Below are 21,989 nucleotides of genomic sequence, written 5' to 3' on the forward strand. Positions count from 1 at the left end.
GTTCTGCTCACTGCCATTGTAGCTGTTTTTCTTTAATTTGTTCTGATGCAATTAATTATTTTATTTGTGGAGTTATGTGATAAATTATTTTATTTTTTGTACAATAAAATACTCCTCGATTAAAATAAATCTTGTCATACTCAAACGGAATCAATGTTTGATTTTTGGAATTTATCGCACCGTATCTTCCAGCTTTTTTAACTATATAAAAATCTTCATTTATTACGATATTAATTTCCTCATATAAAAAAGGCAGAATTTGTTTTAAGTCTTTTGTAAATAAGCCGTAAAAATTATTTTCGTCTTGAATTAATAAGTGGTCAAAATGTTCCCCTATAAAATCTCTGGATTGCTCCAGTTCTGCAAAACTTACAACAGGTGTTTTATAAAGTAAATTGTTATTTTTTACCAGATAATACTTTCCTTCTATTTCTTTAGAATAAGTAGTTTTAAGTTGATCTTCCCAGAGTCTGTAAGGATTTTTGTCTGTAATATTTCCATTATAATCTCTATAAAACAATTTACCGTTTTTGTACAAATGATACATATTATTGTTATCCAAATCAATACTATCGGCTATAGCCGAAAAGTTCTCTTCGAATGTATAGTCGTAAACACTTATAAGTGAATCTTTTTTAGCAGTTATTATAGTTCGCGAAAGTTTAAGTTCATCAAATACAGTTGGCAAAGTCGTTCTTGAATTAGCGTCAAGAAGTCCAAATTTATCTTTTTCTTTCACTTTATAGCCAGAAAATGCTGTTCTATAATCTGAATTTCTGTCCTTTATTTCAACCCAGTTTATTTCCTGATATTTTTTATCTACAATGGTTTGATTGTCTCCGTCAATTATTCCGAATAAATTATCGCTTTTACTAATAAATAATTTTCCATTATTAGACTCTAAATAATCGTATACAAACGGAATTCCGGGTTTTCCTTTTGAGTTGACTGTTCCGTATTTATCATTTCTTTTTACGATGTAATTTTCATTTGGTTTTGCATAATATTGTTTTTTTACATCTACAATAGTATCTGAAATGGGTTTACCATTATAGTCGTATTTCTCATACTTAACTTTAGCTGTTTTTTGATCGATATAGGAAATAGTATATCCAGAATCTTTATCTTCCTCAAAACGATTTGTTTTTATTTTTAACTGGTATTTTTTATTTTTTAGATCATAAACCTTCACCGAATCGGCACTTTTGATTATGATAGCATTATTGTAGTTGCTAAAGTTCCAATAGCCGTTTCGCTCAATGTCAAACTCAGCCGTTATTTCTTTTTTACTGGTAATAAGTTGTATTGTTTTGTATTCTTTTTTATCGATTGTACATACAAAAAGGTCGTTTTCGTATTTTTTTAGAAACTCATTTTCTCCAAAACTGCTGTAGTAATTCATTTTGCCAAAATGCAGTAATTGAATATCATCATAAATTCCAGACTGAAAAATTACTGTTCCATCAAAATTTATTAAGCCATTTTTTATTGTACTGCTCTTTGGATTAAATTTAAAATAACAAGAAGCTTTTTCACGATACTCTTTTGAAGGATACGGTGACATTTGCTGAAAATCACTTTCGTTTATATTTTTTAAAACAGGATATCTGAAAGGAGCTGCTTCTAGATTTATATTCATTACGCCGGTATTATTCCCTTCTCTAAAAAAGTAATTACCGTTGCTTATTACATCAAAAGGATGCTCGAGAGTTGATTCATTACCTAAACTATCAATTACAGTATCATAGTAATAATCTTTTTTAGCAAAAATCCTGTGGTTTGAATAATCATTAATAAAATAGTAATTAAAAGGGTGTTCAATAATTTTTCCATTCTTTAAATTATAGAAATATATTTTACCTGTACGTTCGTCCTTGCCAATTATATGATTAGGATTTACAAATTCAAAAGAATCACCTTCTATATTTAGTCTTTCAGCTTTATCATCTTTAATTTTTATTATACCATTTTTATAAATTTCTTCTTTTTTGCCTTGTTTATTTTTTACGTTTACCGCTGTTGAAATTTCTGTAACATACACAAAACAAGTTTTTGTTTTGGGATTATAATAATAATCAGTAACTTCTTTGATCTTAGACGGATACAGCATTTCGCCTTTAGAATTAAAAATGCTTGCCAACCCATTATTTAAGGTTGCAAAAAGCAAACCCGAATTATAATCGCCGCGCTCAATACGATCATACTTTACGGGAATAATCTCCTTGCCATTATGATCTATTAACCCAGATAATTTACCTATAGAAACTATGTAGGTGTTTTTTCTCCCATAAGCAATATTATTATATTTAGCTTCCAAAATTTCTTTATTAGAAAAATCATCCAGACCGTATTTTCCTTTCTTTTCAAAAATAACTCTGTCAAATTCATCTAACCTTTCTAAATCACTTACATTGTTGCTAAAATTGGGTTCCTCAAGATATTTATATTTTTTAAATTTTTGATTTTCAATAGTTACCAGATCTATTTTTTCGCCGTTTCTAAAATACTTGATCGTTCTTTTATTTTTATGGCAGGCAATATTGCCAAAATCACTACTCACGTATTCAATATAATCATACTCCGGCAATACCAGTTTATCTTGTTTTTCAACACCTATAAAACCCCATTTTTGGCCTTTTCTTAAAATAAAAACTCCATTAGATAGAAACCTAATTTCATCATAATCAGCTTCAGCGATAATTGTACCGCTTAAATTCATAAGCCCAAACAGATTGTTTTTCTTAAAAACGATACCTTCAGGTCTATCACTTTCAGGCGCGCAGATTTCCTCGCCATAAATAAGGTTTATCCATTTTCCATTATAAAATGTATTGCCTAATTTATTGATTGAATCATAAATGGGTTCTTTATAATAATTATTTTTTGAAACATTATAAATTCCGTACTTATCGTTCTTTTTTACAAGGGTATAATAATTAAAAAAAGAGGCTCTTTTTTCATCTAAAATAAACGGCGCATTGGCTTTACTATTTATAAGTGTTGTAATCGCATTATCAAAGTAGTTGAAATTTGAATATAAAGGAATATAAGTATCAAATTTATGCGTGTCTATAATTCCTTCCGGAGTAATTTTATAGAGATAATATTGATTGTTTTTATGAAATGGCAGCCATATATTGTCATAAACAATTTCATTTTCTACTATAGCTCCGTTTGGATTAAAAAAATAATCAACATCGTCTATGATTATCTTTTTGGTTTTTATTTCAAATATCTGATATTTATTGTTTTTGTTTTTGGTGCGTATATAATTGGGATGATACATATAATTATAACCATTCAGATCTTTAAAAAGTAAATTTCCATCTAAATCAAAAACGCTTACAAGGCCGTCAAATGAAAAGCCGCTGTACTTCGTCATTGTGCCTGACAAGATATATTCTCCGTAAAATATACTGGATTGATTTCCTAGGGGGATAATAACTTTTCCCGTTTCAATATTTACAAATGCAGTCTGTTTGTTTTTATAAACATTTAAATATTTAAAATACCGTTCATTAAAAGGAATAGAATCATAAATAGGCGGAATCGTGTACGTATTCGATTTTTCATTATAAATTCCCTGCGATTTTAAAACCTTTGTTTTAACATAAACCTTGTATAAGGAATCGTTTAATTTTACTTTTTTAAAGAAACGGTGATTGATAATATCTTCCAGATTCGCTTTTTGCAGGTTGACAGTTGTATTCTCTAAAACACTTTTATCCTTAATACTATTTAAGGTTTGATATGATTTTAAAAAATCACCTTTTTTATAGTAAGCTTCGGCTTGTTCGCGCAATGCTTGTGCATTCTGCGAAAAGCCAGCTAACGGAAGCAAAATAAACAAGAAGCGTAATTTTTTTATCATATACTTTTTGAAAGAATGAATACTATATTTTTGAAACATAAAGCTTCTTAATTATTTAGAGGCTTTTAAATTAAAAAAGGTTGGGAAGATGTGATTTTTTTTAAAAAATTCTTTCAAAAATCATTTACATTGAACGGTATATTAGTCAAACAGCGTACTGGTTTCCTATTCACTGTAGCCGGTTTCCAACTGGGTATTAATTTTAAAACCCGTACGAATTCTTTTCCTGTTCCATATCCCGGATCACGACGAATTTTTATATCAGACAAACTTCCGTCTTTTTCAATTACAAAACTTGCATACACTTTTACTTTAATGTCATTTTCAATTAGATATTTGGGTACAGCATAATTTTTCTTTACAAAATCGGTAAAACCATTAATTCCTCCCGGATATTCAGGAGAATGATCAACAGCTGTAGTGCTGTAAACTTGATTTTCTGCTTGTTTTAATGCCAACTCACCAGGTGTTAGCGGCAAATTAATTCTAGTATTTCCATACTTTTTATGAAGGTCTACTACATCAAAAGCGGGATCCCAATTGCGATCAAATATTTTTCCGAGAAACCGTTTTGAAACTGTATTTGAAAACTTTACAAGCCAGAATCCATCGATATTTTTAAACAAATAAAAATTAGAACCTGGAGTTTCATCAAAACCACAACCGCTTCTATAACCTGGAAAGATAGCTAACAATTCTATTGCGTTGCTTTTGATGATTTTTATATTTTCACTATATAAGTAATTTTTATCTATTAAAAAATTATTGAAAATTCTAACAGAATTTACGTCAACTTCATTCAGTTTCTGGATTCCTCCTTTATCATCATCAATATAAAACACAACATCTTTATCTTTATAATACAAATGGCTTTTATCAATTGATGTAAATGTCCCAACATCAAAACCCGTGCGTTTGTTTCGAAAATAAATATGATTCTCCTCCTTATAAAAATTATAATCTATTTTAATTTTATTAGCATCTTTATTATTCAACACCATTTTTTGCTTTTTGCCATGATTTCGTAGAAACGTGTCGGCATCTGCACCTTTTAATTCTGTTGTATTTTTAAAAACCTTTGTTTTGGCTTCCCACCAAAGATCTAATTTTTCATTATTTCCTAAAAAAGCAAATCCTGTGGTATCGATTTTTAAAAATTCACCTTTCACAAAAATTCCGTTTTTATCAAATGCAAAACCTTCTCTGCTCAGTTCTTTTGTTCCGAAAGAAGCTGCATCAGCAATAATAATTTTATGCGTATAACAGTCCTGATAAATCACATAATCTTTATTAACAATGTAAACTGGAGTTTCAAGAAAACTACAATTTCCGTAAGATCCGTTTTCAACTTTTAAAAGAGGGTCAACGGTTGCAGGTTCAATAGTATTTTTTTGACAGCTTGTAATTAAGATAAAAGTAAAAAGCAAAATAAGTTTTTCTCTCATGGTTTTTTGTAATTTTAAATATCCAGATATTCTTTTCCTTCTAAATCCAGCCAGCCTTTTTTGCCATTAGGAAATTCAAAACGAGCAAATCCTTTTTCGAAATTCAGCAATTTTGTATATTTAGGTTTCTTATGAAAAGGATAAAGACCAAACAATCCTCTCAATTCAAATTTTAAGATATCATTGTAAATGTATTCAAAACTGTATTTATCAGGGTTTAAAAGATATTCAATCTTACCATTATTAAATTTTGCTATACTTTTATTATGATCTAAAGTTTCTACGATGTAACTATTTGCTGCCAGCAGCGTCTTAACTAAAAAATCATGATTTGAATCCGTTTCAATTTTTGTCTGTTGATCTAAAAAAGCAATATCTTTCAGACTATTGCTCGAACAAAGTATATTTTCGTAACCATAAGGAGTATATCCAGAACCCCCACTAAAATAATAAAACTTAAAATTATCTTTTTCTTTTACGATCGAAACAACAATTTGAGGAACTGTACCGCAAACATACATCGGACGTTCTTTTGGCAGCGAATCAAGTAATTTTCCGCTGCTTTCCAGCCAATAGGTTTGATTGTTTACTAAGGCGCCATATCCGTTATTGGTATGTATTATACCTCTGATTTTTGGTATATTAAGCAATTCACCATTTTTATAATGAGCTTGAAACAATTTTTCTTTTTTGCTTAAAATGAAATTTTCATAATAATAAATTGTGTCGTAAATCGGCTGCATCAGAATTTGATTTCCACTCTCCGATTTCAATCCATATTTATCATTTTTCTTGTAAAGATTTCCCTTTTTATAATTTAATCCTATTGCATTGTATGTATCAGAGATATCAGTTTTACTGATTATTTCAGGCAAAAAATATTGGCTTTCGAATTTAAAAATATATTTATTTTTAATTGGTAAAATATATCCATATGAATATCTTAATTTATTATTTTCTATAATAAAAGCGGTATATTTTTTATTGATCGTAATTGGATGTAAGCTAAAAAATGTTGCATCACCAAGTACAATATCGCCTAGTTCGCTTTTTATATAGCTCCTGATTACAACATTTTCTCTATCTATAACATTCATTTTTTTATTTCCCTCAGGAAAAGAAAACTGTTTTTTTCTCAAATCATCAATAATAGTACTGCTTTTTTCTTCTTTTAAATCAGATAATGCAATCAAATCTTCTTTTGACTTTTTATAATACGTTAAAAGGTCTTCGATAGTATTGAAAGGAGTATCTGCATTTTTTATAACCATTTTCGCTTTACCGGTCTCCGGATCATATTTAAAATTATAAAAAGTCATATATATTCTCCCATCTTCTTCTGTTATAAGTTTATCAGAATCAAATATATATTTTGCCTTTGTATCTATATTATCGATTTGCGCATTTGCCAACCAATTGAAAACTAAAAAAAATATCAAAATTAACCTGTTGTATTTCATCTCTTACCTTTAATTATCAGAATTTGTTTTCGTATTTAATTTTCTTTAAACTGGAAAAGAAAGAAAACTTAACTCATCAAATTAACAATAAAAAAAAGTATTTTGATAAGTTAATTTCCCTTTATAATTATAGATGCTTTAAAATCGAAAAAGGTTGGGAAGGAATGTTTTTTTTTTCGAACTATTTGCTCTAAGACAAAACCAAGTATAATAGATTAGATATTATAGGTGTATCGAAGACAAACTTTCAATTAGAATTTGTTCAGTTAAACTTAACGGGACTCGAACCAAATTCTCTTGAAAATACAGGAGTTTAAAATTTTAAGAAATTAAAACAAGATTTTTCGAACCATAAAAAAAGCCGAGAAATCTACATTTCTCGGCTTTTAATTTTTACTTGTAGCGGGAACGGGACTCGAACCTGTGACCTTCGGGTTATGAGCCCGAGGAGCTGCCTACTGCTCTATCCCGCGATGTGCGTTTTGTAATCTACATAAGGCTACCCTTAGTAGAGGGAAGAGGAATCGAACCATTTTAGCAATTATTTTTTTAGAAAAGTAAGCTAATATGTTGTATTTTAAGTAGAATAATAAAACCCTACGGATGCTTTATTTTAAATTTGAGACTTTATTCATTTCACTTTTTAATTTTAAATTTAACAAATTGAATCATAATTTCAAGCTGTCAAGAAAAGCTAAAATTGGTATAAGGTGTTCGATTTTACTCTCTGCGACTCCAAAAAATGAAATTAAAATTGTATCAAAAGCCTGTAAATCGTATTATTTACAGGCTTTTTTGTTTTGATACTTTTTCAAATTAATCATACAATCCTAAATCAAAGGTGTTAAATTCGGTTACCTCAAAAAAAATCAAATCTAGGGTAACCGAATTTCACGTCATATTGGTAATAACGGCTATTCAAGAGATTAGCATCTTCGCTGTACAGCACAAATAAAACATTTCGGTAACGATTGCAATGCAATGGCTGAAATTCTAATCACCCATATGAAGAATTCATCAGCAACCGTTCTGTCAATACATCACGACAAATTTATCTACCATTGAAATCGAAAAAACCTATGGAAATCGAGCAAGTTCAAGATTAAGACAGATGTTTAATTTGATATCTTTTGGTAGTGAGACCAAGGACAAAAGAACTTAGATGCAACATTGATAATTTTTCAAATAGAATGAAATAATTCCGATTTATAATCTATTTAATTTGCATTGATTTGTTATATATTAAAAAATCACAAAATATTTTGAATCAAGTTTCGTCATGGTTGAAAACAAAAATCAAAATCCTGAACAAAGGTTAAAGATATAATAGATTACCAATTAATTTATTCTAGATGAATGATTCAGGGCAAGAAAAAATTGAATCTTCAGAACCGAACGTAGCAAAAAAACATAATAATATGGCGTTACAAATTTTCTAAAAACATATTTAAAAAAAACAACTAAGTTAAACTTAAATGAAGCTTATTTTTGTACTCCTATTCAAATTTCAACTTTATCAAATGTCTCTGTCACATTATTGACGTACTATTTTCGTATGTTGATAGGTTCCATTACTTTTTATTTTTGCGATGTATATCCCCGTTGCTAAAGAAGCAATATTTAAAGTAATTTCCTGTGTTTTATCTTTAGGATTAACTGTCATCAATATTGTCCCATTTATGTCAAGAACTGTTATTTCATCTATAGGTTCGGTGTGACTAAAATGGATAAAACCATCAGATGGCGTAGGGAATACCTTTATGCCAGATTTTTGTTTAAAATCCTCAGTATCCAAAGTCTGACCACTAAACTGTACATTGCTTACCATTGTGAGATCCATTGGCGCATTATTATAGTAATTATTCATATACCTGCCACAATGTTCTAAAGTAACATCTAAAACTGTACCAGCATATGCTGTTAAATCATAGTTTAATGTTACATAAGCATCATTATAAGAGGTAGTTGGGTTTCGGCTGGAGCCTTGTTGGACTCTGTTTACCAATACTCTGAACCAAGAAGTATTTTTGCTATAGTAATATTTTTGCTTCATTGTGATTGCCAACTTCAAACTACTTACGTTTGTCGCATCAACTTTAAAAGAAATTCCTGATGTGAAAGCCTTGTTGTCATTCCATGCCTGCTGTTCTGTAGTAGTTGATCCACCAACCCAAGCTGAGCCATTTCCTTGTAGTTTTTGATAGAAGTTTAATGCATTCGAATACAAAAATTGTCTCGAAATATCTTGTAATTCTGGAGCATAATTAGTTGCAGCGGTTGTGAAAAGCTGTTGATATGGTACTTTTACTGTAGTAGGATTAGTCGATTCTATTATTTTCTTCCATTCACAATAACTGTTTTCATACTTGTTTCTAATATATATATCATAGGATTTGGCAACTGTCAGTCCTGTAATGGTAAAAAACTTGTCTTTTGTGACCGTACCAGAGTTTGGAGCAGTCATATCGTGATCGACCCATGCCACTTCCCATTCGTCGGCAGCAGAAGTCCAATTGAGTGTTATGCTATTTTCTGTCCTTGCGACCATGATCTTTTGCGGAGGATTACAAACTGGCATTTCAATTAGTTTTACATTATCTACAAAGGCAGTATTATACGGAGAAGCTTCGGTGGTATATCTACCAAGATGTTGCATAATCAAATCAAATTTGGTTCCATTTGATTTAGATAAATCAATCGTTATGGTTTTAAATTCGTCAGAATTGTCGGTAGTTGATGTATAAACTCCAGGAATTAGTGCGTAATCTGAGTTCGTTATTGTCGCGATTCTGAATTTGGAATCTTTTGTCTGCCTCAGATCAAATTGAAGTATCGGATTTCCAGTATAATTGGTTAAATCAATGGTAAAATAAGCTCTTGAAATGAACGACGGATTGTCATTCCAAGAATCGTTGGTAGTTGTTTTCCATTCCGCGGACTTTATCACATCATCTGTTCCTCTGAAAAGTATGCCGTTTTCAGAATTTGAAGCCGCAATTGATGAAATGTAAACTCCGACAGTTTTACTTGCCGTCAGAAAATAGTCGAATGTATTACTACCGTCAAAGGTTATGGTTGTAGGAACCTTAAGATTATAGGGGCCAGTAGTAAATTGCTGAGAGTAATAATTAGTAGGTGTAATGTCACAATCCGTTTTGCGGTAGAAAGTATAGCCAGTAGCGGGTTGCAGATTTTCCAACAGCACATTTTTTCCATTAACAACTTTATAGGTAGTTGGCATAGGATCTCCCAACTTTTGAATCATATAGCGGAAGGCAGGCGATATAACATTACTTGGCCAATTTGCCAATACAGATGTAGCAGTGACGATACTAAACGTACCCTCATAGAATGGTTCGCATCGTTCCAAAGATCCTCCAAATTCGGTACACGCATAAACGTTTTCATATATAGCTGCTCCACCAGACATTGTCATTCGGGTTCTTGTAGGTGGTTTGTTGTAGTTTTTAACCCCTTTGAAAGTTGTCAATTGACTGGCAGTTTTTCCAGGTTCGATTTCCTGTACATCGATCACTAGATTTTGTCGACCATCATAGTAAAAAGGTTTATCGAATGTTAAAATGACAGTATTTCCAGACCCGCTGATTCTACCATTAAAAACTTCGGTAAGTTCACTATCTGGGATATTGGGATCACCTTGAGCAAATTCTGTTTTATTGGTATAACCTATTGCTACACGCCATATAGTGGAGTTTTCAAAAGCAGAAGATGAAAATTCTAGAAAATATTTAAGTGAAGTGATAGTACCTCTAAAACGCATCTCATCAGGGTAATATATTGTTTGTGATCTTGAATATTCGGCCTGCACTGTGATAGGCTCGTAAACCATGTCAAACTTAGTTCCTACAATTACATTCGACAGTTGTTCTGCTTGAGAAAAAGTATTTGTTGAAATCAATAAGCTTATTAGAAGATAAAATGTAGTTTTCATTGTCTTATTTTTAAAGATGCTCGAATTTACAAAATAAAGTAACTGCGAGGTACTTTGAGGCCTGTTAATAACAAGGATTCTCTATTTAACGCCAATATAAGCTTTGGAAGATATTCTGACCTTATTGGTTCAATAAAGGATTTATTAAAAATTTGTCTGCATACGCTTTATAACAGTGGAACTCAAAACTCAGGGCAGATTATAGATCCCACAATGCATATGATAAGTGTTTTAGAAATGGCAGTACAGTTACTACCCTGTACCGAAGGAGAAGCGCTCGACGCTATGCATAAATATGTATGGGAATTTGATAAAAATAAAGAAACGGATAACATGTCCGGCGATAATAAAATATCAACTTAAAGTAAAAGATTATGGAAAATGATAAAATCAAATTAAATGAGTTTATAGAAAACCCAAAGCAGTATTTTGTACTTCTCAAACCAACAGTAGAAACCAGAAATGATTTGCACAATATTGAAATAAATGTAGAAGGATATAGAGACCTCTTTTGTATGATAATGGATCTGCTTAAAACAGCAAAATTTGCTCTGGACGGAATTGAAGTGAGTATGGATAGTAATATCAATACGGAAAGATATGTAGAAAGTCTGCTTAGAATAATTGAAATGCTGGTCCCATTGTAAGAAGCGGAACTACTAGACAGGCTTTACCAAATACATCTAGATGAAAGTAAAAACAACGTTTTAAATTAACTTGTTTCCATCTATAATTTTAACAAAACGGCGACTTTGGAGACGTTTTCCAGCCCCCGGCAGGGCAAGTGGTTTTGAGATGCGGAAAGTATTTCAAGCATCTCAGAACACAACTTGCTATTTTCTCTCGAAAATATTATTATCAATAGTTTTTAATTGAAAGGGCTTGATGCCCTTTTATTGTTTTGTCCGTATTTTTTAATTTCATGATTGTGTTTAGGTTAAAATCAGTTGTGGCAGGGTCATATTAGATATTGTTTTTGAAAGTCCCTGTCTATATAATTTTGCTTCCCTAAATTCCAGCGGTCTTAATGATAATTTTTTCATCGAACTCAAAATATATAAATATGTACAGTATAATTTACGTATTTATGCGCATCTGCTGATACGTATTTGTGCGCAGATGAATTTCTGTAGGGATGGTCAGATATAAAGCTGTAAATAATATTATAAGTAAGTGTACTTGTAAAACTGTAAAGGAGTATGTGTGTACATACGTTTTTATGTTTTTATAGTTTTACATAAATACTTCTCTGTATAAATAAGTAAATACAGTGCTATTTAGATATGTACAACCATAACTATTTTCAAAAGAAAACAGAAAAACCCGAAAAAAGAAAAAGAAAGCAATTTCGCAGGACGGGATGTAGGCAGGCCAAAAGGAATCGGAATAAGTCCCGAAGGGTGACTTGTGAGCATGCGAGCAAGGCATTATGCCGAAGTCTTTTTGCCAGACTAAGACAGCCCGTCATACCTTCGTTTTCTTTTTATTTCTTCGGAAAAATATAAAGTAAAAAGAATCTCGTGTTTAATAATTTAAGGAACAGGATTAAATCCAGTGATAGGGATTGTCCTTGCGGTTAAGATAGCAGTACATTTCTTCCTTTTTAAGTTCGGGAAAGAATCTTATAGCACGGTCAATGGCATAATTGGGAAGGAAATAGATTTCGTCACGAATAGTTTTGATAACTTTTTCATGTCCATAAAAATGCACGATTTTATCTATCTCATCCTGTTTTCTATGTTCTATGATACGGGCAATAATAGTTTTATAGGCTTTCTCAAAGTCCATAGCATCTATATCGAAATCCCAAAAAAAAGAGAGGAACCAAATTAGGAACTCTGTTATTTTTTTTAACTACTGCCAAAATATGAAATCAATTAAAAAAAGATATTTAACCTAAACGCCCACTTTATCATATAAAGTAATGTTCTTTTTAATCAAATGTGTTTTCAATTCTTTCCATGTGCTATCTCTTAAACTGCATGCTGGTATAACTTTTTTTGAATCAAAAGTTTCTATTTTTAAAGAGATAGCAGATTTAGGAGGCTGTACAATTGATATGCTGGAAATAGAGTCAAACTCTATTTCATTTGTTTTCCAAAACCAAATAGGATTTTTTGATATTAGTTTTTTATCCGTTAAGATAAAATAATTCATTGGTAATGTGAAAATTGAAAATAAAACAAAAAAAATGGGAAAACCGACCCAGCCTGCAGCACTTCCTGCTAAAATGCCTTTTATAAAATATACGCAGACGAAAATAAAAAATAGGATAAGTATTATTGCGCTAAATGTTGAAATGAAATTTCCGGTATAAATTTTATGTTCATTATTGTTTTTCATAGACAATCGAATAGACTGATAAATTATAGTGAAAGGTAGGGTTTGAATATTTATTTCCGATGGTTTAACACTGAAACTAAATCCAGTGGTATGGCTTGTCCTTGCGGTTGAGGTAGCAGTACATTTCTTCCTTTTCGAGTTCGGGAAAAAATTTAAGGGCATCTTCAATGGCATAGTTGGGCAGAAAGGAAATCTCTTCACGGACTGCCTTAATTACTTTTTCACGACCATAAAAACGCACGATTTCGTCAATTTGATCCTGACCTCCACGCTCAACAATACGGGCAATAACCATTTTATATCCTCCATCCCAATCAATGCTGTCGAATCTAAAATCCCAGAAGAATTTAGGGTGAAGATTGGGTATTTTTCTAGTTAATTTCTCCATTGTTTTTTGAATAATGGTTAGTATCAAATATAAGCATTTTTTGCTGAATTACCTGCGAAAACCTCTCTTTTTATTGGGGTTAATTGGTAAATCCTGGCTTTCTGATTTAAATTTATATAAAGGATTTTTTACTGCCAGTTCCAGACGTTTTTTAATGTTTTTCCAGTTCTGCTCTTTTTCTTTGAGCATGTCTACACCGTCAAATGTGGTAATCTTGTCATAAGTATTCAGGCCTCTGCAAGCCCAGTATGGATTTTTATCATATTTTCTCTGATAGGCTTGCAGATAAAACTTTAGAGGTTCTTGCTCAAGCATAAAGTACATGTCGACAAAATCCTTGTATCTGGTACCGCTCTGATGGATTGCATGGAGTTTCATTGCCCCAATATCTTCATTAGAAATCATGCGGACTCCTTCTGCTGTTTCCACAGAATTCAGGAGAGGGTAATTGTGTGTAACAATATCGACTTTTATATTATCGATGAAGGTAAGAACTGTGTTATTGTAGAGTCTGCTTATCTCTTTATTTGCGTTGTAAGTGGTATGCAAATATTTGAGCATCGCCTGCGGATCAAAATCTTTTGTTGTAAAAAGATCTATGTCTACCGATAAACGGTGTCCTAATCGTAAGGCCAGCGCCGTACCGCCAACTAATATGTGGTTTTTTAAATTTTCATCTTTCATAAGCCTTTGGAGAAGTTCCCACATTTCCGAAGTAACAGTTTCTTTGCAGAGCATAATTTTATATTTTCAGAAAAATTAATTCTGAAAAAGCCCTACTCTCTTGAAGTGTCCTCTATCGGCTTTATTTGACAGAGGATGTCCAATCCTAAAGATATAAGACTGTATTTGGAATAGCTAAGACAAATACTTCCAAATACTCCCAAGTACTTCCACAGTAGGTTACCACTACTGATTATAAAATATATTGGTTTTTTAGTAACACTATTAATTAAAGTCATGAAAAATGAAGAAAAAAAGAACCCGCATAAAGGGGGCAGACCTTCCAAAATAGATCCCGCAGTCCACCGCTATTCCATCAGTCTTACTGCAGAAGAAAACGCACGTTTCCTGACTCTTTTCGAAACATCAGGGATGCATGTAATGGCACACTTTATTACAGCGTGTATTTTTCAAAAAGGGATCAAAACAATTAAAATTGATAAAGCGACTATGGATTATTATATGCGCCTTACCTCCTTTTACAGCCAGTTTAGGGCTGTCGGGGTAAATTATAATCAGGTTGTCAAGATTTTATATCAAAAATTTTCCGAAAAGAAAGCTTCGGCATATCTGTACAAACTCGAAAAGCAGACAATAGAATTAGCTGTTTTATCTAAAAAGATAATACAGCTCACAGAGGAATTTGAAGAAAAGCATATGAAAAAAGAGTCTTGATATGATAGCGAAATTCTAAGAATAGTAGATTTATACTAGTGTCGATTCATGTACAATGTATGAAACATGATTTTTTAGTGTACCCTATATAAAGAATTGATAAGATACATCCGTAAGATTTTATTAATTGCTGTTTATCAAACGAATGGCTATATACTGCCACAGCTTTAATTTATACCATCATAAAGTGTCAGTGTGCATTTTTTGTTTTAAAGATTACGATCTTAAAAGATAAAGAGTACCAGCGAAACTATTAGTGAAATGACTTTAAGCATGCATTTTTAATAAGTAATGATGTGTAAGTAGTAAAGATCGTGAAAATGGTCTTTTGCCGTTTGCAGCAGAAGGTGAAAGATAGCAAATAAATAAATTAATAAAAGAAGAATTATGGGAGGTAGAAATTTCGTAAAGCAACAGGCTGAAAGTCGGGATATAAGACTCGAACAAAAAGAAAACAATTTTTGCGATCAGAAACAAAAAGCTGAAAAATTAACTATTGAAGAATTAAGAAGGTTTAAAGGTTTTGAAACAGTATCAGAATCGGAGGGACAAGATATAATTGAACACCTGTTTCGGTTAGCAGTAATAGTTTATAATTTTTAAACTAAAATTATGAGTATTGAATGTATTTATTAAGTGGCTCGAAAGGTTCATAAGAAAAGATTTTGTAAAATTATTGGAAGAATGTGAATCAGAATCTCAATTTACTTAGTATTGCTTACACCGTCCATCAGTTTTTGGATATCGTCATAGCGGTAATACATAAGTCCGCCAATTTTATTGTAGGGAAGAGTGCCGTTTACTCTAAGATTTTGAAGCGTTCCAGCCGAAATACTTAGAAGTTTACGCACCTCATAACTTTTAAGCCATACGCGGGTTTCCTCGCCTTTCTTGCGAGGGTATTGTTGATATCGCTTGATTTCTTCTAGCAATTCTTTTTTAAACTTTTCAAGGTCATCTCTTGTAATAAGATCTACATTCATAATACTCAGTTTTACATTACTATGTCATCACCATAATAGTATTGGCTTCAGATCGAAACAAAATAAAAGTATAGTAGCATTAGAAAGCACAAATGTGTTCTGTTTGGCAGGCATTTGCTCTTTTTTTCTGCTAAGAAAAATCATGATCAAATCAAATTAGATTAAAGCAATAGAAAGGCAGTCTTTAATTTAGACTACCTCTATCAAAGTTCCTAAGCTTTCAATCGTCTAATAAATGAGTAGACATCCGCTGTTTAAGTTTGTGCATATCCTCGCTGAGTTTTTGTTCAACCACCTTAGCATAGATTTGAGTGGTACGGATGCTTGTGTGCCCGAGCATTTTTGATACGCTTTCAATAGGTACTCCATTGCTAAGGGTAACAGTAGTTGCAAAAGTATGCCGTGCGATATGAAAGGTGAGAATTTTTGATATTCCGCAGAGGTCAGCTATCTCTTTCAGATAGCCGTTCATACGCTGATTTGAAATTACGGGAAAAACTGTATCGTTATTAAGTGCCCTTGGATCATCTATATATTTTTCCATTAATTCTATCGCCTGTGGCAGAAGCGGTACACGTACGCCGGTATCTGTCTTTGCCCTGCTCGTAGATATCCAAAGCCCGCCGTCTATACCTGTAATAATCTTGCTTGGGGTTAGTTCAGCTAGTTCAATATACGAAAGACCAGTGTAGCAGCTATACAGAAACATATCCCGAACATTTCTCAGCCTTTCGATTGTAAATTCTTTATCTACCAGCGATGCAAGTTCTTTACCGTTCAATGATTGCCGTTCTACTTTGTCAAAATGTTTTTTGAAGCTGGCAAAAGGATCTTTAACAAGCCAATCCAGCTTGATAGCCATATTTATCATTTTTCGCAGCCTTTCGATATGCTTCATGATGCCGTTGTTATTTAGTGGCTTTTGGTGATCCTTGGGAACATAATTAAATAGATAGCGTTCAAAATCCAGAATAAATTTGTACTTAAGCTGCGAAAGGGCAATATCATTTCTGTAGAGTTTCTCCCTTAGGAATGTTTTTAAGTACCGTTGCGTGGTATGGTAATTCTTCATGGTTCCCTGAGCAAGTTTATGCATCTGCTGTTCATTATGATATTCCATCAGAACCATTAGAGTTGGAGTTGTGTTGTCCGTGCCCATTACACGGTCGCGTATAGTAGGGCCGTCTATAGCAGCATCATTCAGTAGCATCTGCTGATAGGTATTTATGATTTTTGCCTTGAACTGGTTAAGAAAAATGTTGAGTTCAGTAATTTCTTTGCGGTTTCCCTTAGCCATGCCTTTTCTTTCATCCCATTCAGCAGCCTTAACGGAACGCTTGACTGAAATCTCAGTCCGTTTTCCATTTACCGTTACTCGGGCACAGATAGGAGCCGAACCTTGCATCGTAGTTTTTTGGGTCTTTAGGTAAAAGAGGACCCCGAATGTAATTCCTGCTGTTTTCATATCTCAAAAATTTAATGTTTCAGATCAATTGCACATTAAAGGGGTCCCAAGAAAGCTGGATTTTCTTTTGAAAAACTGCATAATTTGAGAAGTACCAAATGTTAAAATTTTAGTACAACTGATTGATTTTCAAAATATTAAAATGAATTTTGGAACCTAAAGATAAAAAAAGAAAAGGGGGTAGCCGAATAGGTCCCATTTTCGGATCAAGAACAAAACCTGGGGAGGAATGTCAAAATAAAATAAGAACTTTGTAATCTAAGAATTTGAGATGACTCCTATAGACCTTTTAAAATTTATGCTGCCTGATTTTTTAGTAGAACACTTTGAAATAATTTCTAGCACTAACACAGAAGAAGTACTACACCTTTATTTCGAAGAGAGCGCTAAGCCTCCACAAGAGTTTGATATGTTTGAATTAGTATCAAAGGGTTTTCAAGATGAGATTACCATTCAGGATTTTCCATTAAGAGGCAAATTTGTGTATTTACATATCAAAAGACGCCGCTGGACCAATAAAACCAATAGTCAAATTATAAAAAGAGATTGGGCATTAGTAGCCAAAGGAACTCGCATGACGCAGGAGTTTGCGGCTTTTTTAAAAGAAATTAATAGATAATAACGCTACCGACTGTCATACCATTGGAGGTTTTTTCGGAGTCAATGGAAAAAAACTTCAAAGACAATATAAAAAACATCTAAGCTTTTTTAGTACATGGGCTCCGCGCGAACATGCGCACCAGTGGATTGTTTACCCCGAAAATATAGGTACTCATTTATCCATTGATGAAGTAGCTTTATCTCAGGGTGAACTCTATACAATTGTGATCAACAAGAAATTCAAAGGCAAAAAAGGCTGTTTAGTGGCTATTATTGCAGGAACCAAAGCTGATCAGGTCATAGAACACCTCTGTAAAATTGATTACAAAAAGAGATCTTGTGTAAAAGAAATAACACTTGATATGGCTAATTCCATGAAATTAATATCAAAGAGAGCCTTTCCAAAAGCCATACAAGTAACCGATAGGTTCCATGTTCAAAAATTGGCATTGGAAGCATTACAAGAAATCAGAATCAAACATCGATGGGAAGCTATGGATTTTGAAAATCAATTGATATTACAGGCAAAAAAAGAAAATAAAACATATATCTCACAGCTTTTATCAAACGGAGATTCTGTAAAACAGCTATTAGCCAGAAGCAGATATCTACTTTATAAATCTCGAGAAAAATGGACTACTAGTCAAAAAGAAAGAGCTCAAATGCTCTTTGAGCTATATCCAGATATAAAAACAGCCTATAATTTAAATCAACAACTTCGAGGGATTTACAATAATCACAACGATAAACATATTGCTATGACCAAACTAGCACATTGGTATAGAAATGTAGAGGAATCAGGTTTTAAAAACTTCAATATTCTGCTCAATACTATAACTTTTAACTACCAATCAATCTTAAACTATTTTGATAATAGAAGTACCAATGCTTCTGCCGAATCTTTTAATGCAAAAATAAAAGCATTTAGAAGCCAATTTAGAGGTGTAAGAAATATTGATTTCTTCTTGTTCAGATTATCTAATCTTTTTGCTTAATCCCCAACTTTTGAACATGATCCCTTTTCCTTCGGGACGATATAATGGATTTAGTATGGGATTTGTTGTAAAACAAAAAAGTCTTTTCAAATAAATGAAAAGACTTTTGTCGGGGTGGCAGGATTCGAACCTGCGGCCTCCTGCTCCCAAAGCAGGCGCGATAACCGAGCTACGCTACACCCCGAAAGCGGCTGCAAAGATAGACATTTATTTCAGTTGTCAAAACATTTTTTGAAAATAAATTTTATTTATTTCTATATAGTTATTTAGGATTTATTTAAGGCTCTAATTTTTATAATATAGATTACATTTGCATCTCAGTAAAATTAAAATTATGTCAGATACAATCGAAAAAATTAAATGCCTAATTATAGGTTCTGGACCAGCAGGTTATACTGCGGCTATTTATGCTGCCAGAGCTAATATGAATCCAGTTTTATATCAAGGAATGCAACCTGGAGGACAATTAACAACTACTAACGAAGTTGAAAATTTCCCTGGTTATGTTGATGGAGTTACTGGACCAGAAATGATGATACAATTACAAAGCCAAGCACAACGTTTTGGTGCTGATATAAGAGATGGTTGGGCTACCAAAGTTGACTTTTCTGGAGATATCCATAAAGTTTGGATCAACGATACTATCGAATTACATTGCGAAACGGTAATTATTTCTACCGGAGCATCTGCTAAATACCTTGGATTGCCATCTGAGCAACATTATTTAAAAATGGGTGGTGGAGTTTCAGCTTGTGCTGTTTGCGACGGATTCTTTTACAGAAACCAAGAAGTTGTAATCGTAGGAGCAGGAGATTCAGCTTGCGAAGAAGCACATTACTTATCTAAACTTTGTAAAAAAGTAACGATGTTGGTAAGAAGTGAAAAATTCAGAGCTTCAAAAATTATGGAAGATCGTGTTCGTAAAACCGAAAATATCGAGATATTAATGAACCATGATACTGTAGAGGTAGTTGGAGACGAACAAGTAGTTACTGCTGTAAAAGCAAAAAATAAAACTACTGGTGAAATTTTTGACATTCCAGCAACAGGATTCTTCGTTGCAATTGGTCATAAACCAAACACAGATATCTTTAAAGATTTCTTGACTCTAGACGAGACAGGATATATCATTAATACTCCAGGAACATCATTAACAAATGTACCAGGTGTTTTTGTAGCTGGAGATGCTGCTGATCATGTATATCGTCAGGCAATTACTGCTGCAGGTACCGGATGTATGGCCGCATTAGATGCTGAAAGATATTTGGCTTCAAAAGACTAATTAGTTCTTTACAATCTATAAAAAAAAGTCCCATTCGCCGCGGCGAATGGGACTTTTTTGTTTTTATACTTATAGATAAGGTTTCGACTCCGCTCAACCTGACAATGCTATGTTATTTTATATTGTCAAATTAACTTAAGACCAGATTTATTTATTTCAATCTTTTTATCAGTTTTGCTTCCTCAGAAAAACGGGTAAGTTCAATTTTAGGTGTTCCCAAAAGCTGAACTTCGGCTTTATCTCCAGCTGCAATAGTAATGGTAGTTTCTGCAAGTAAGCTACAAGTAGAATAACTCTCGGCAGTAAGATTAGCATTTTTTACAGTAAATTTATTTCCTGTTAGTACAGAGTTGTTATCCAGTCTAAAAGTTCCATTAGTAGCAGAACCTTCAATAGCTGCATTTGCTTTTTGATATAAATCACATTTAAAATCTGTTGCAACAACCAATGCTTTCAAACCAGCATTTTTACTTAATTGCACACTTCCATTTTCTGATTTTAAATTTAGTTCCGTTTTCGATTTATCATCAGCTATCAAAGCAAATTTCTTAGAATTTACATTCAAAAATAACTTCGAGTAATCTACAGAGTTAAAAGTGATATCATCAAGCTGAACTTCCTGAATAGCATTTACTACAGTCGCATTTTTTGCAATAACTTTAATTAAATCTTTAGTATAAGTTACTCTTACAATTAGCTTTTTAAAGATACTAGCATCTTTAGATGTGTAAAGACGAAGCAATTGTCCGTTTAAATCCATGCCAATAATTTCATGAAGATTATCGTCGGCTTCAATCTTTATTTCGTTTTTTTCTCCACGTTCTAAGTAAACTTCAAGATTGTCATTAACTTCAAGGCTATTAAATTCGCCTACTTCTTTGGTTGCTATAGTTACTGTTTTTGAACCTTTTATCTTTTCTCTTTTTTGTGCAAAAGTTGCTGTAGTAACAACTAAAAGCAGGAGCGCTAGTGTGTAATTTTTCATTAAATTTTGTTTTTTACAAATATAAAAAAATCATCCACTTGCGGTGGATGATTAATATAATTTTAAGTACTATTTAAGTATTAGTCCTGATCGATGCTTCCGCCAGAACTAGATTTTTTTTCTATAGATTTTGGGACAGAGTTGTAATTAATATTTCCTCCGCTGCTAGCATCAGCTTTTAAGCTTACTATTGGGTGTACATATACAGTAGCTCCACTAGAAGCTTGTGCTTCAATTTCGTTTGCTAGCAATCTTTTTGCACTAATATCACTTCCGCTAGATGCAGACACATTTAGTTTTAATGCTTTTCCCTCAATAACTATTGAGCTACCGCTACTTGTTTCGCAAGTAATAGCATCCGATTCTATGTTTAGACTCATGTTTCCAGAGCTCGAAGCATCCAGACTAATATCTTCGCCTCTTAAAACATTCTGACTTTTTACAGATGATCCACTCGAAGCTTTAATCTTATCAATGAAAGGCATTTTTACGATAACTCTTTTAGATTTTATATTTTTAAAAGAGTTGTAGTCAGATTTAATAACCAAAGTATTTCCTTCCACTCTTGTGGTAATTCCGTTTATCAAATTATCATCAGCTTCTACAGTAATTTCAGTTTTGTCTGATTGTTCAATTACAAGATCTATAGCATTGCTAACAGATACATTTCTAAAATCTCCCTGAACCGTTCTTTTTTCAGTAATAACTTTTCCGCTTCCTACTATCGATTTAAAATTATTCGAGTAGTTACAAGAAGCAAATAACAAAGCTGTTAAGGCAACAACTATAAACTTGGTAATCCACATAATTATCTTGATCATG

19 protein-coding genes and 2 tRNA genes are annotated in these 21,989 nt (G+C 32.5%); 7 read left to right on the plus strand and 14 right to left on the minus strand.

Features of this window, described 5'->3' with window-relative positions; genetic code table 11:
* Positions 1 to 55: 55 nt before the first annotated feature.
* The 5 genes from ACJ6WR_RS14590 to ACJ6WR_RS14610 form a co-directional block, all read right to left on the minus strand.
* Positions 56 to 3,871 carry a WG repeat-containing protein gene (locus tag ACJ6WR_RS14590; RefSeq protein WP_409415619.1) on the minus strand — a complete coding sequence of 1,272 codons (3,816 nt, stop codon included), beginning with the start codon at positions 3,869 to 3,871 and terminating at the stop codon, positions 56 to 58.
* Positions 3,872 to 3,984: 113 nt separating this feature from the next.
* Positions 3,985 to 5,316, minus strand: coding sequence for a DKNYY domain-containing protein (locus tag ACJ6WR_RS14595; RefSeq protein ID WP_409415620.1), 1,332 nt, complete (start codon positions 5,314 to 5,316; stop codon positions 3,985 to 3,987).
* A gap of 14 nt (positions 5,317 to 5,330) precedes the next feature.
* Positions 5,331 to 6,776 (minus strand): hypothetical protein, encoded by a 1,446-nt coding sequence (locus ACJ6WR_RS14600; protein WP_409415621.1) that lies wholly within the window; start codon positions 6,774 to 6,776, stop codon positions 5,331 to 5,333.
* A 400-nt stretch (positions 6,777 to 7,176) separates the two neighbouring features.
* Positions 7,177 to 7,249 (minus strand) — tRNA-Met (locus ACJ6WR_RS14605).
* A 1,061-nt stretch (positions 7,250 to 8,310) separates the two neighbouring features.
* Positions 8,311 to 10,728, minus strand: coding sequence for a T9SS type A sorting domain-containing protein (locus ACJ6WR_RS14610; protein ID WP_409415622.1), 2,418 nt, complete (start codon positions 10,726 to 10,728; stop codon positions 8,311 to 8,313).
* A gap of 213 nt (positions 10,729 to 10,941) precedes the next feature.
* On the opposite strand from ACJ6WR_RS14610, the gene ACJ6WR_RS14615 reads away from it, so the two are divergent.
* Together ACJ6WR_RS14615 and ACJ6WR_RS14620 are read left to right on the plus strand one after the other, a co-directional pair.
* Complete coding sequence (locus ACJ6WR_RS14615) at positions 10,942 to 11,091, plus strand: hypothetical protein (protein ID WP_323489706.1); 150 nt, start codon at positions 10,942 to 10,944, stop codon at positions 11,089 to 11,091.
* A gap of 11 nt (positions 11,092 to 11,102) precedes the next feature.
* Positions 11,103 to 11,375, plus strand: a complete 273-nt coding sequence (locus tag ACJ6WR_RS14620) for a hypothetical protein (protein ID WP_323489705.1) — start codon at positions 11,103 to 11,105, stop codon at positions 11,373 to 11,375.
* Positions 11,376 to 12,273: 898 nt separating this feature from the next.
* Here the strand turns inward: ACJ6WR_RS14620 and ACJ6WR_RS14625 are convergent.
* The 4 genes from ACJ6WR_RS14625 to ACJ6WR_RS14640 all read right to left on the minus strand — a co-directional run bounded on the left by ACJ6WR_RS14625 (position 12,274) and on the right by ACJ6WR_RS14640 (position 14,197).
* Positions 12,274 to 12,516 carry a DUF6922 domain-containing protein gene (locus tag ACJ6WR_RS14625; protein WP_409415623.1) on the minus strand — a complete coding sequence of 81 codons (243 nt, stop codon included), beginning with the start codon at positions 12,514 to 12,516 and terminating at the stop codon, positions 12,274 to 12,276.
* Between the two features lie 108 nt (positions 12,517 to 12,624).
* Entirely contained in the window at positions 12,625 to 13,071 is a 447-nt protein-coding gene (locus ACJ6WR_RS14630; RefSeq protein WP_323489703.1) for a hypothetical protein, read from the minus strand.
* A gap of 76 nt (positions 13,072 to 13,147) precedes the next feature.
* The gene (locus ACJ6WR_RS14635) at positions 13,148 to 13,459 is read right to left on the minus strand and encodes a DUF6922 domain-containing protein (RefSeq protein WP_323489702.1); all 312 of its coding nucleotides are present in this window, start codon (positions 13,457 to 13,459) and stop codon (positions 13,148 to 13,150) included.
* 48 nt (positions 13,460 to 13,507) lie between these two features.
* Entirely contained in the window at positions 13,508 to 14,197 is a 690-nt protein-coding gene (locus ACJ6WR_RS14640) for a nucleotidyl transferase AbiEii/AbiGii toxin family protein (RefSeq protein WP_323489701.1), read from the minus strand.
* Between the two features lie 222 nt (positions 14,198 to 14,419).
* Here ACJ6WR_RS14640 and mobA point away from each other — a divergent pair, with 222 nt between their 5' ends.
* Complete coding sequence (gene mobA / locus ACJ6WR_RS14645; protein WP_323489700.1) at positions 14,420 to 14,857, plus strand: conjugal transfer protein MobA; 438 nt, start codon at positions 14,420 to 14,422, stop codon at positions 14,855 to 14,857.
* A 387-nt stretch (positions 14,858 to 15,244) separates the two neighbouring features.
* Positions 15,245 to 15,460: a hypothetical protein gene (locus ACJ6WR_RS14650; RefSeq protein WP_323489699.1), complete on the plus strand. Its 216-nt coding sequence runs from the start codon at positions 15,245 to 15,247 to the stop codon at positions 15,458 to 15,460.
* A 101-nt stretch (positions 15,461 to 15,561) separates the two neighbouring features.
* Here the strand turns inward: ACJ6WR_RS14650 and ACJ6WR_RS14655 are convergent, their stop codons facing one another.
* Positions 15,562 to 15,840 carry a helix-turn-helix domain-containing protein gene (locus ACJ6WR_RS14655; protein WP_059114417.1) on the minus strand — a complete coding sequence of 93 codons (279 nt, stop codon included), beginning with the start codon at positions 15,838 to 15,840 and terminating at the stop codon, positions 15,562 to 15,564.
* 220 nt (positions 15,841 to 16,060) lie between these two features.
* A complete protein-coding gene (locus tag ACJ6WR_RS14660) occupies positions 16,061 to 17,305 on the minus strand; it encodes a site-specific integrase (RefSeq protein WP_409415624.1) in 1,245 nt (414 codons plus the stop codon).
* Positions 17,306 to 17,576: 271 nt separating this feature from the next.
* Here ACJ6WR_RS14660 and ACJ6WR_RS14665 point away from each other — a divergent pair, with 271 nt between their 5' ends.
* A complete protein-coding gene (locus ACJ6WR_RS14665) occupies positions 17,577 to 17,924 on the plus strand; it encodes a transposase (RefSeq protein WP_409415476.1) in 348 nt (115 codons plus the stop codon).
* Positions 17,925 to 17,946: 22 nt separating this feature from the next.
* Positions 17,947 to 18,900 (plus strand): ISL3 family transposase, encoded by a 954-nt coding sequence (locus ACJ6WR_RS14670; RefSeq protein ID WP_409417930.1) that lies wholly within the window; start codon positions 17,947 to 17,949, stop codon positions 18,898 to 18,900.
* Between the two features lie 109 nt (positions 18,901 to 19,009).
* On the opposite strand, the gene ACJ6WR_RS14675 is transcribed toward ACJ6WR_RS14670, so the two are convergent.
* Positions 19,010 to 19,084, minus strand: a tRNA-Pro gene (locus tag ACJ6WR_RS14675).
* A 150-nt stretch (positions 19,085 to 19,234) separates the two neighbouring features.
* Between ACJ6WR_RS14675 and trxB the strand changes: the two genes are divergently transcribed.
* Positions 19,235 to 20,182 (plus strand): thioredoxin-disulfide reductase, encoded by a 948-nt coding sequence (trxB, locus tag ACJ6WR_RS14680; protein ID WP_039112347.1) that lies wholly within the window; start codon positions 19,235 to 19,237, stop codon positions 20,180 to 20,182.
* Positions 20,183 to 20,333: 151 nt separating this feature from the next.
* On the opposite strand, the gene ACJ6WR_RS14685 is transcribed toward trxB, so the two are convergent.
* Both ACJ6WR_RS14685 and ACJ6WR_RS14690 read right to left on the minus strand, forming a co-directional pair.
* Positions 20,334 to 21,167 (minus strand): GIN domain-containing protein, encoded by an 834-nt coding sequence (locus ACJ6WR_RS14685; protein WP_039118082.1) that lies wholly within the window; start codon positions 21,165 to 21,167, stop codon positions 20,334 to 20,336.
* 80 nt (positions 21,168 to 21,247) lie between these two features.
* On the minus strand, positions 21,248 to 21,988 hold the full coding sequence (locus ACJ6WR_RS14690) for a head GIN domain-containing protein (protein WP_039118081.1): 741 nt from the start codon (positions 21,986 to 21,988) through the stop codon (positions 21,248 to 21,250).
* Position 21,989: the final 1 nt, after the last annotated feature.

Origin of the sequence: Flavobacterium sp. PS2, from assembly GCF_046250155.1 — a bacterium.
Classification (GTDB): Bacteria; Bacteroidota; Bacteroidia; order Flavobacteriales; family Flavobacteriaceae; genus Flavobacterium.

Coding starts and splice junctions, on each gene's coding strand:
- ACJ6WR_RS14610 (WP_409415622.1), bottom strand. CDS start 10,728: ATGAAAACTACATTTTATCTTCTAATAAGCTTATTGATTTCAACAAAT.
- trxB (WP_039112347.1), top strand. CDS start 19,235: ATGTCAGATACAATCGAAAAAATTAAATGCCTAATTATAGGTTCTGGA.
- ACJ6WR_RS14660 (WP_409415624.1), bottom strand. CDS start 17,305: ATGAAAACAGCAGGAATTACATTCGGGGTCCTCTTTTACCTAAAGACC.
- ACJ6WR_RS14620 (WP_323489705.1), top strand. CDS start 11,103: ATGGAAAATGATAAAATCAAATTAAATGAGTTTATAGAAAACCCAAAG.
- ACJ6WR_RS14640 (WP_323489701.1), bottom strand. CDS start 14,197: ATGCTCTGCAAAGAAACTGTTACTTCGGAAATGTGGGAACTTCTCCAA.
- ACJ6WR_RS14650 (WP_323489699.1), top strand. CDS start 15,245: ATGGGAGGTAGAAATTTCGTAAAGCAACAGGCTGAAAGTCGGGATATA.
- ACJ6WR_RS14635 (WP_323489702.1), bottom strand. CDS start 13,459: ATGGAGAAATTAACTAGAAAAATACCCAATCTTCACCCTAAATTCTTC.
- ACJ6WR_RS14625 (WP_409415623.1), bottom strand. CDS start 12,516: ATGGACTTTGAGAAAGCCTATAAAACTATTATTGCCCGTATCATAGAA.
- ACJ6WR_RS14690 (WP_039118081.1), bottom strand. CDS start 21,988: ATGATCAAGATAATTATGTGGATTACCAAGTTTATAGTTGTTGCCTTA.
- ACJ6WR_RS14600 (WP_409415621.1), bottom strand. CDS start 6,776: ATGAAATACAACAGGTTAATTTTGATATTTTTTTTAGTTTTCAATTGG.
- ACJ6WR_RS14685 (WP_039118082.1), bottom strand. CDS start 21,167: ATGAAAAATTACACACTAGCGCTCCTGCTTTTAGTTGTTACTACAGCA.
- ACJ6WR_RS14630 (WP_323489703.1), bottom strand. CDS start 13,071: ATGAAAAACAATAATGAACATAAAATTTATACCGGAAATTTCATTTCA.
- ACJ6WR_RS14595 (WP_409415620.1), bottom strand. CDS start 5,316: ATGAGAGAAAAACTTATTTTGCTTTTTACTTTTATCTTAATTACAAGC.
- ACJ6WR_RS14590 (WP_409415619.1), bottom strand. CDS start 3,871: ATGATAAAAAAATTACGCTTCTTGTTTATTTTGCTTCCGTTAGCTGGC.
- mobA (WP_323489700.1), top strand. CDS start 14,420: ATGAAAAATGAAGAAAAAAAGAACCCGCATAAAGGGGGCAGACCTTCC.
- ACJ6WR_RS14615 (WP_323489706.1), top strand. CDS start 10,942: ATGCATATGATAAGTGTTTTAGAAATGGCAGTACAGTTACTACCCTGT.
- ACJ6WR_RS14655 (WP_059114417.1), bottom strand. CDS start 15,840: ATGAATGTAGATCTTATTACAAGAGATGACCTTGAAAAGTTTAAAAAA.
- ACJ6WR_RS14665 (WP_409415476.1), top strand. CDS start 17,577: ATGACTCCTATAGACCTTTTAAAATTTATGCTGCCTGATTTTTTAGTA.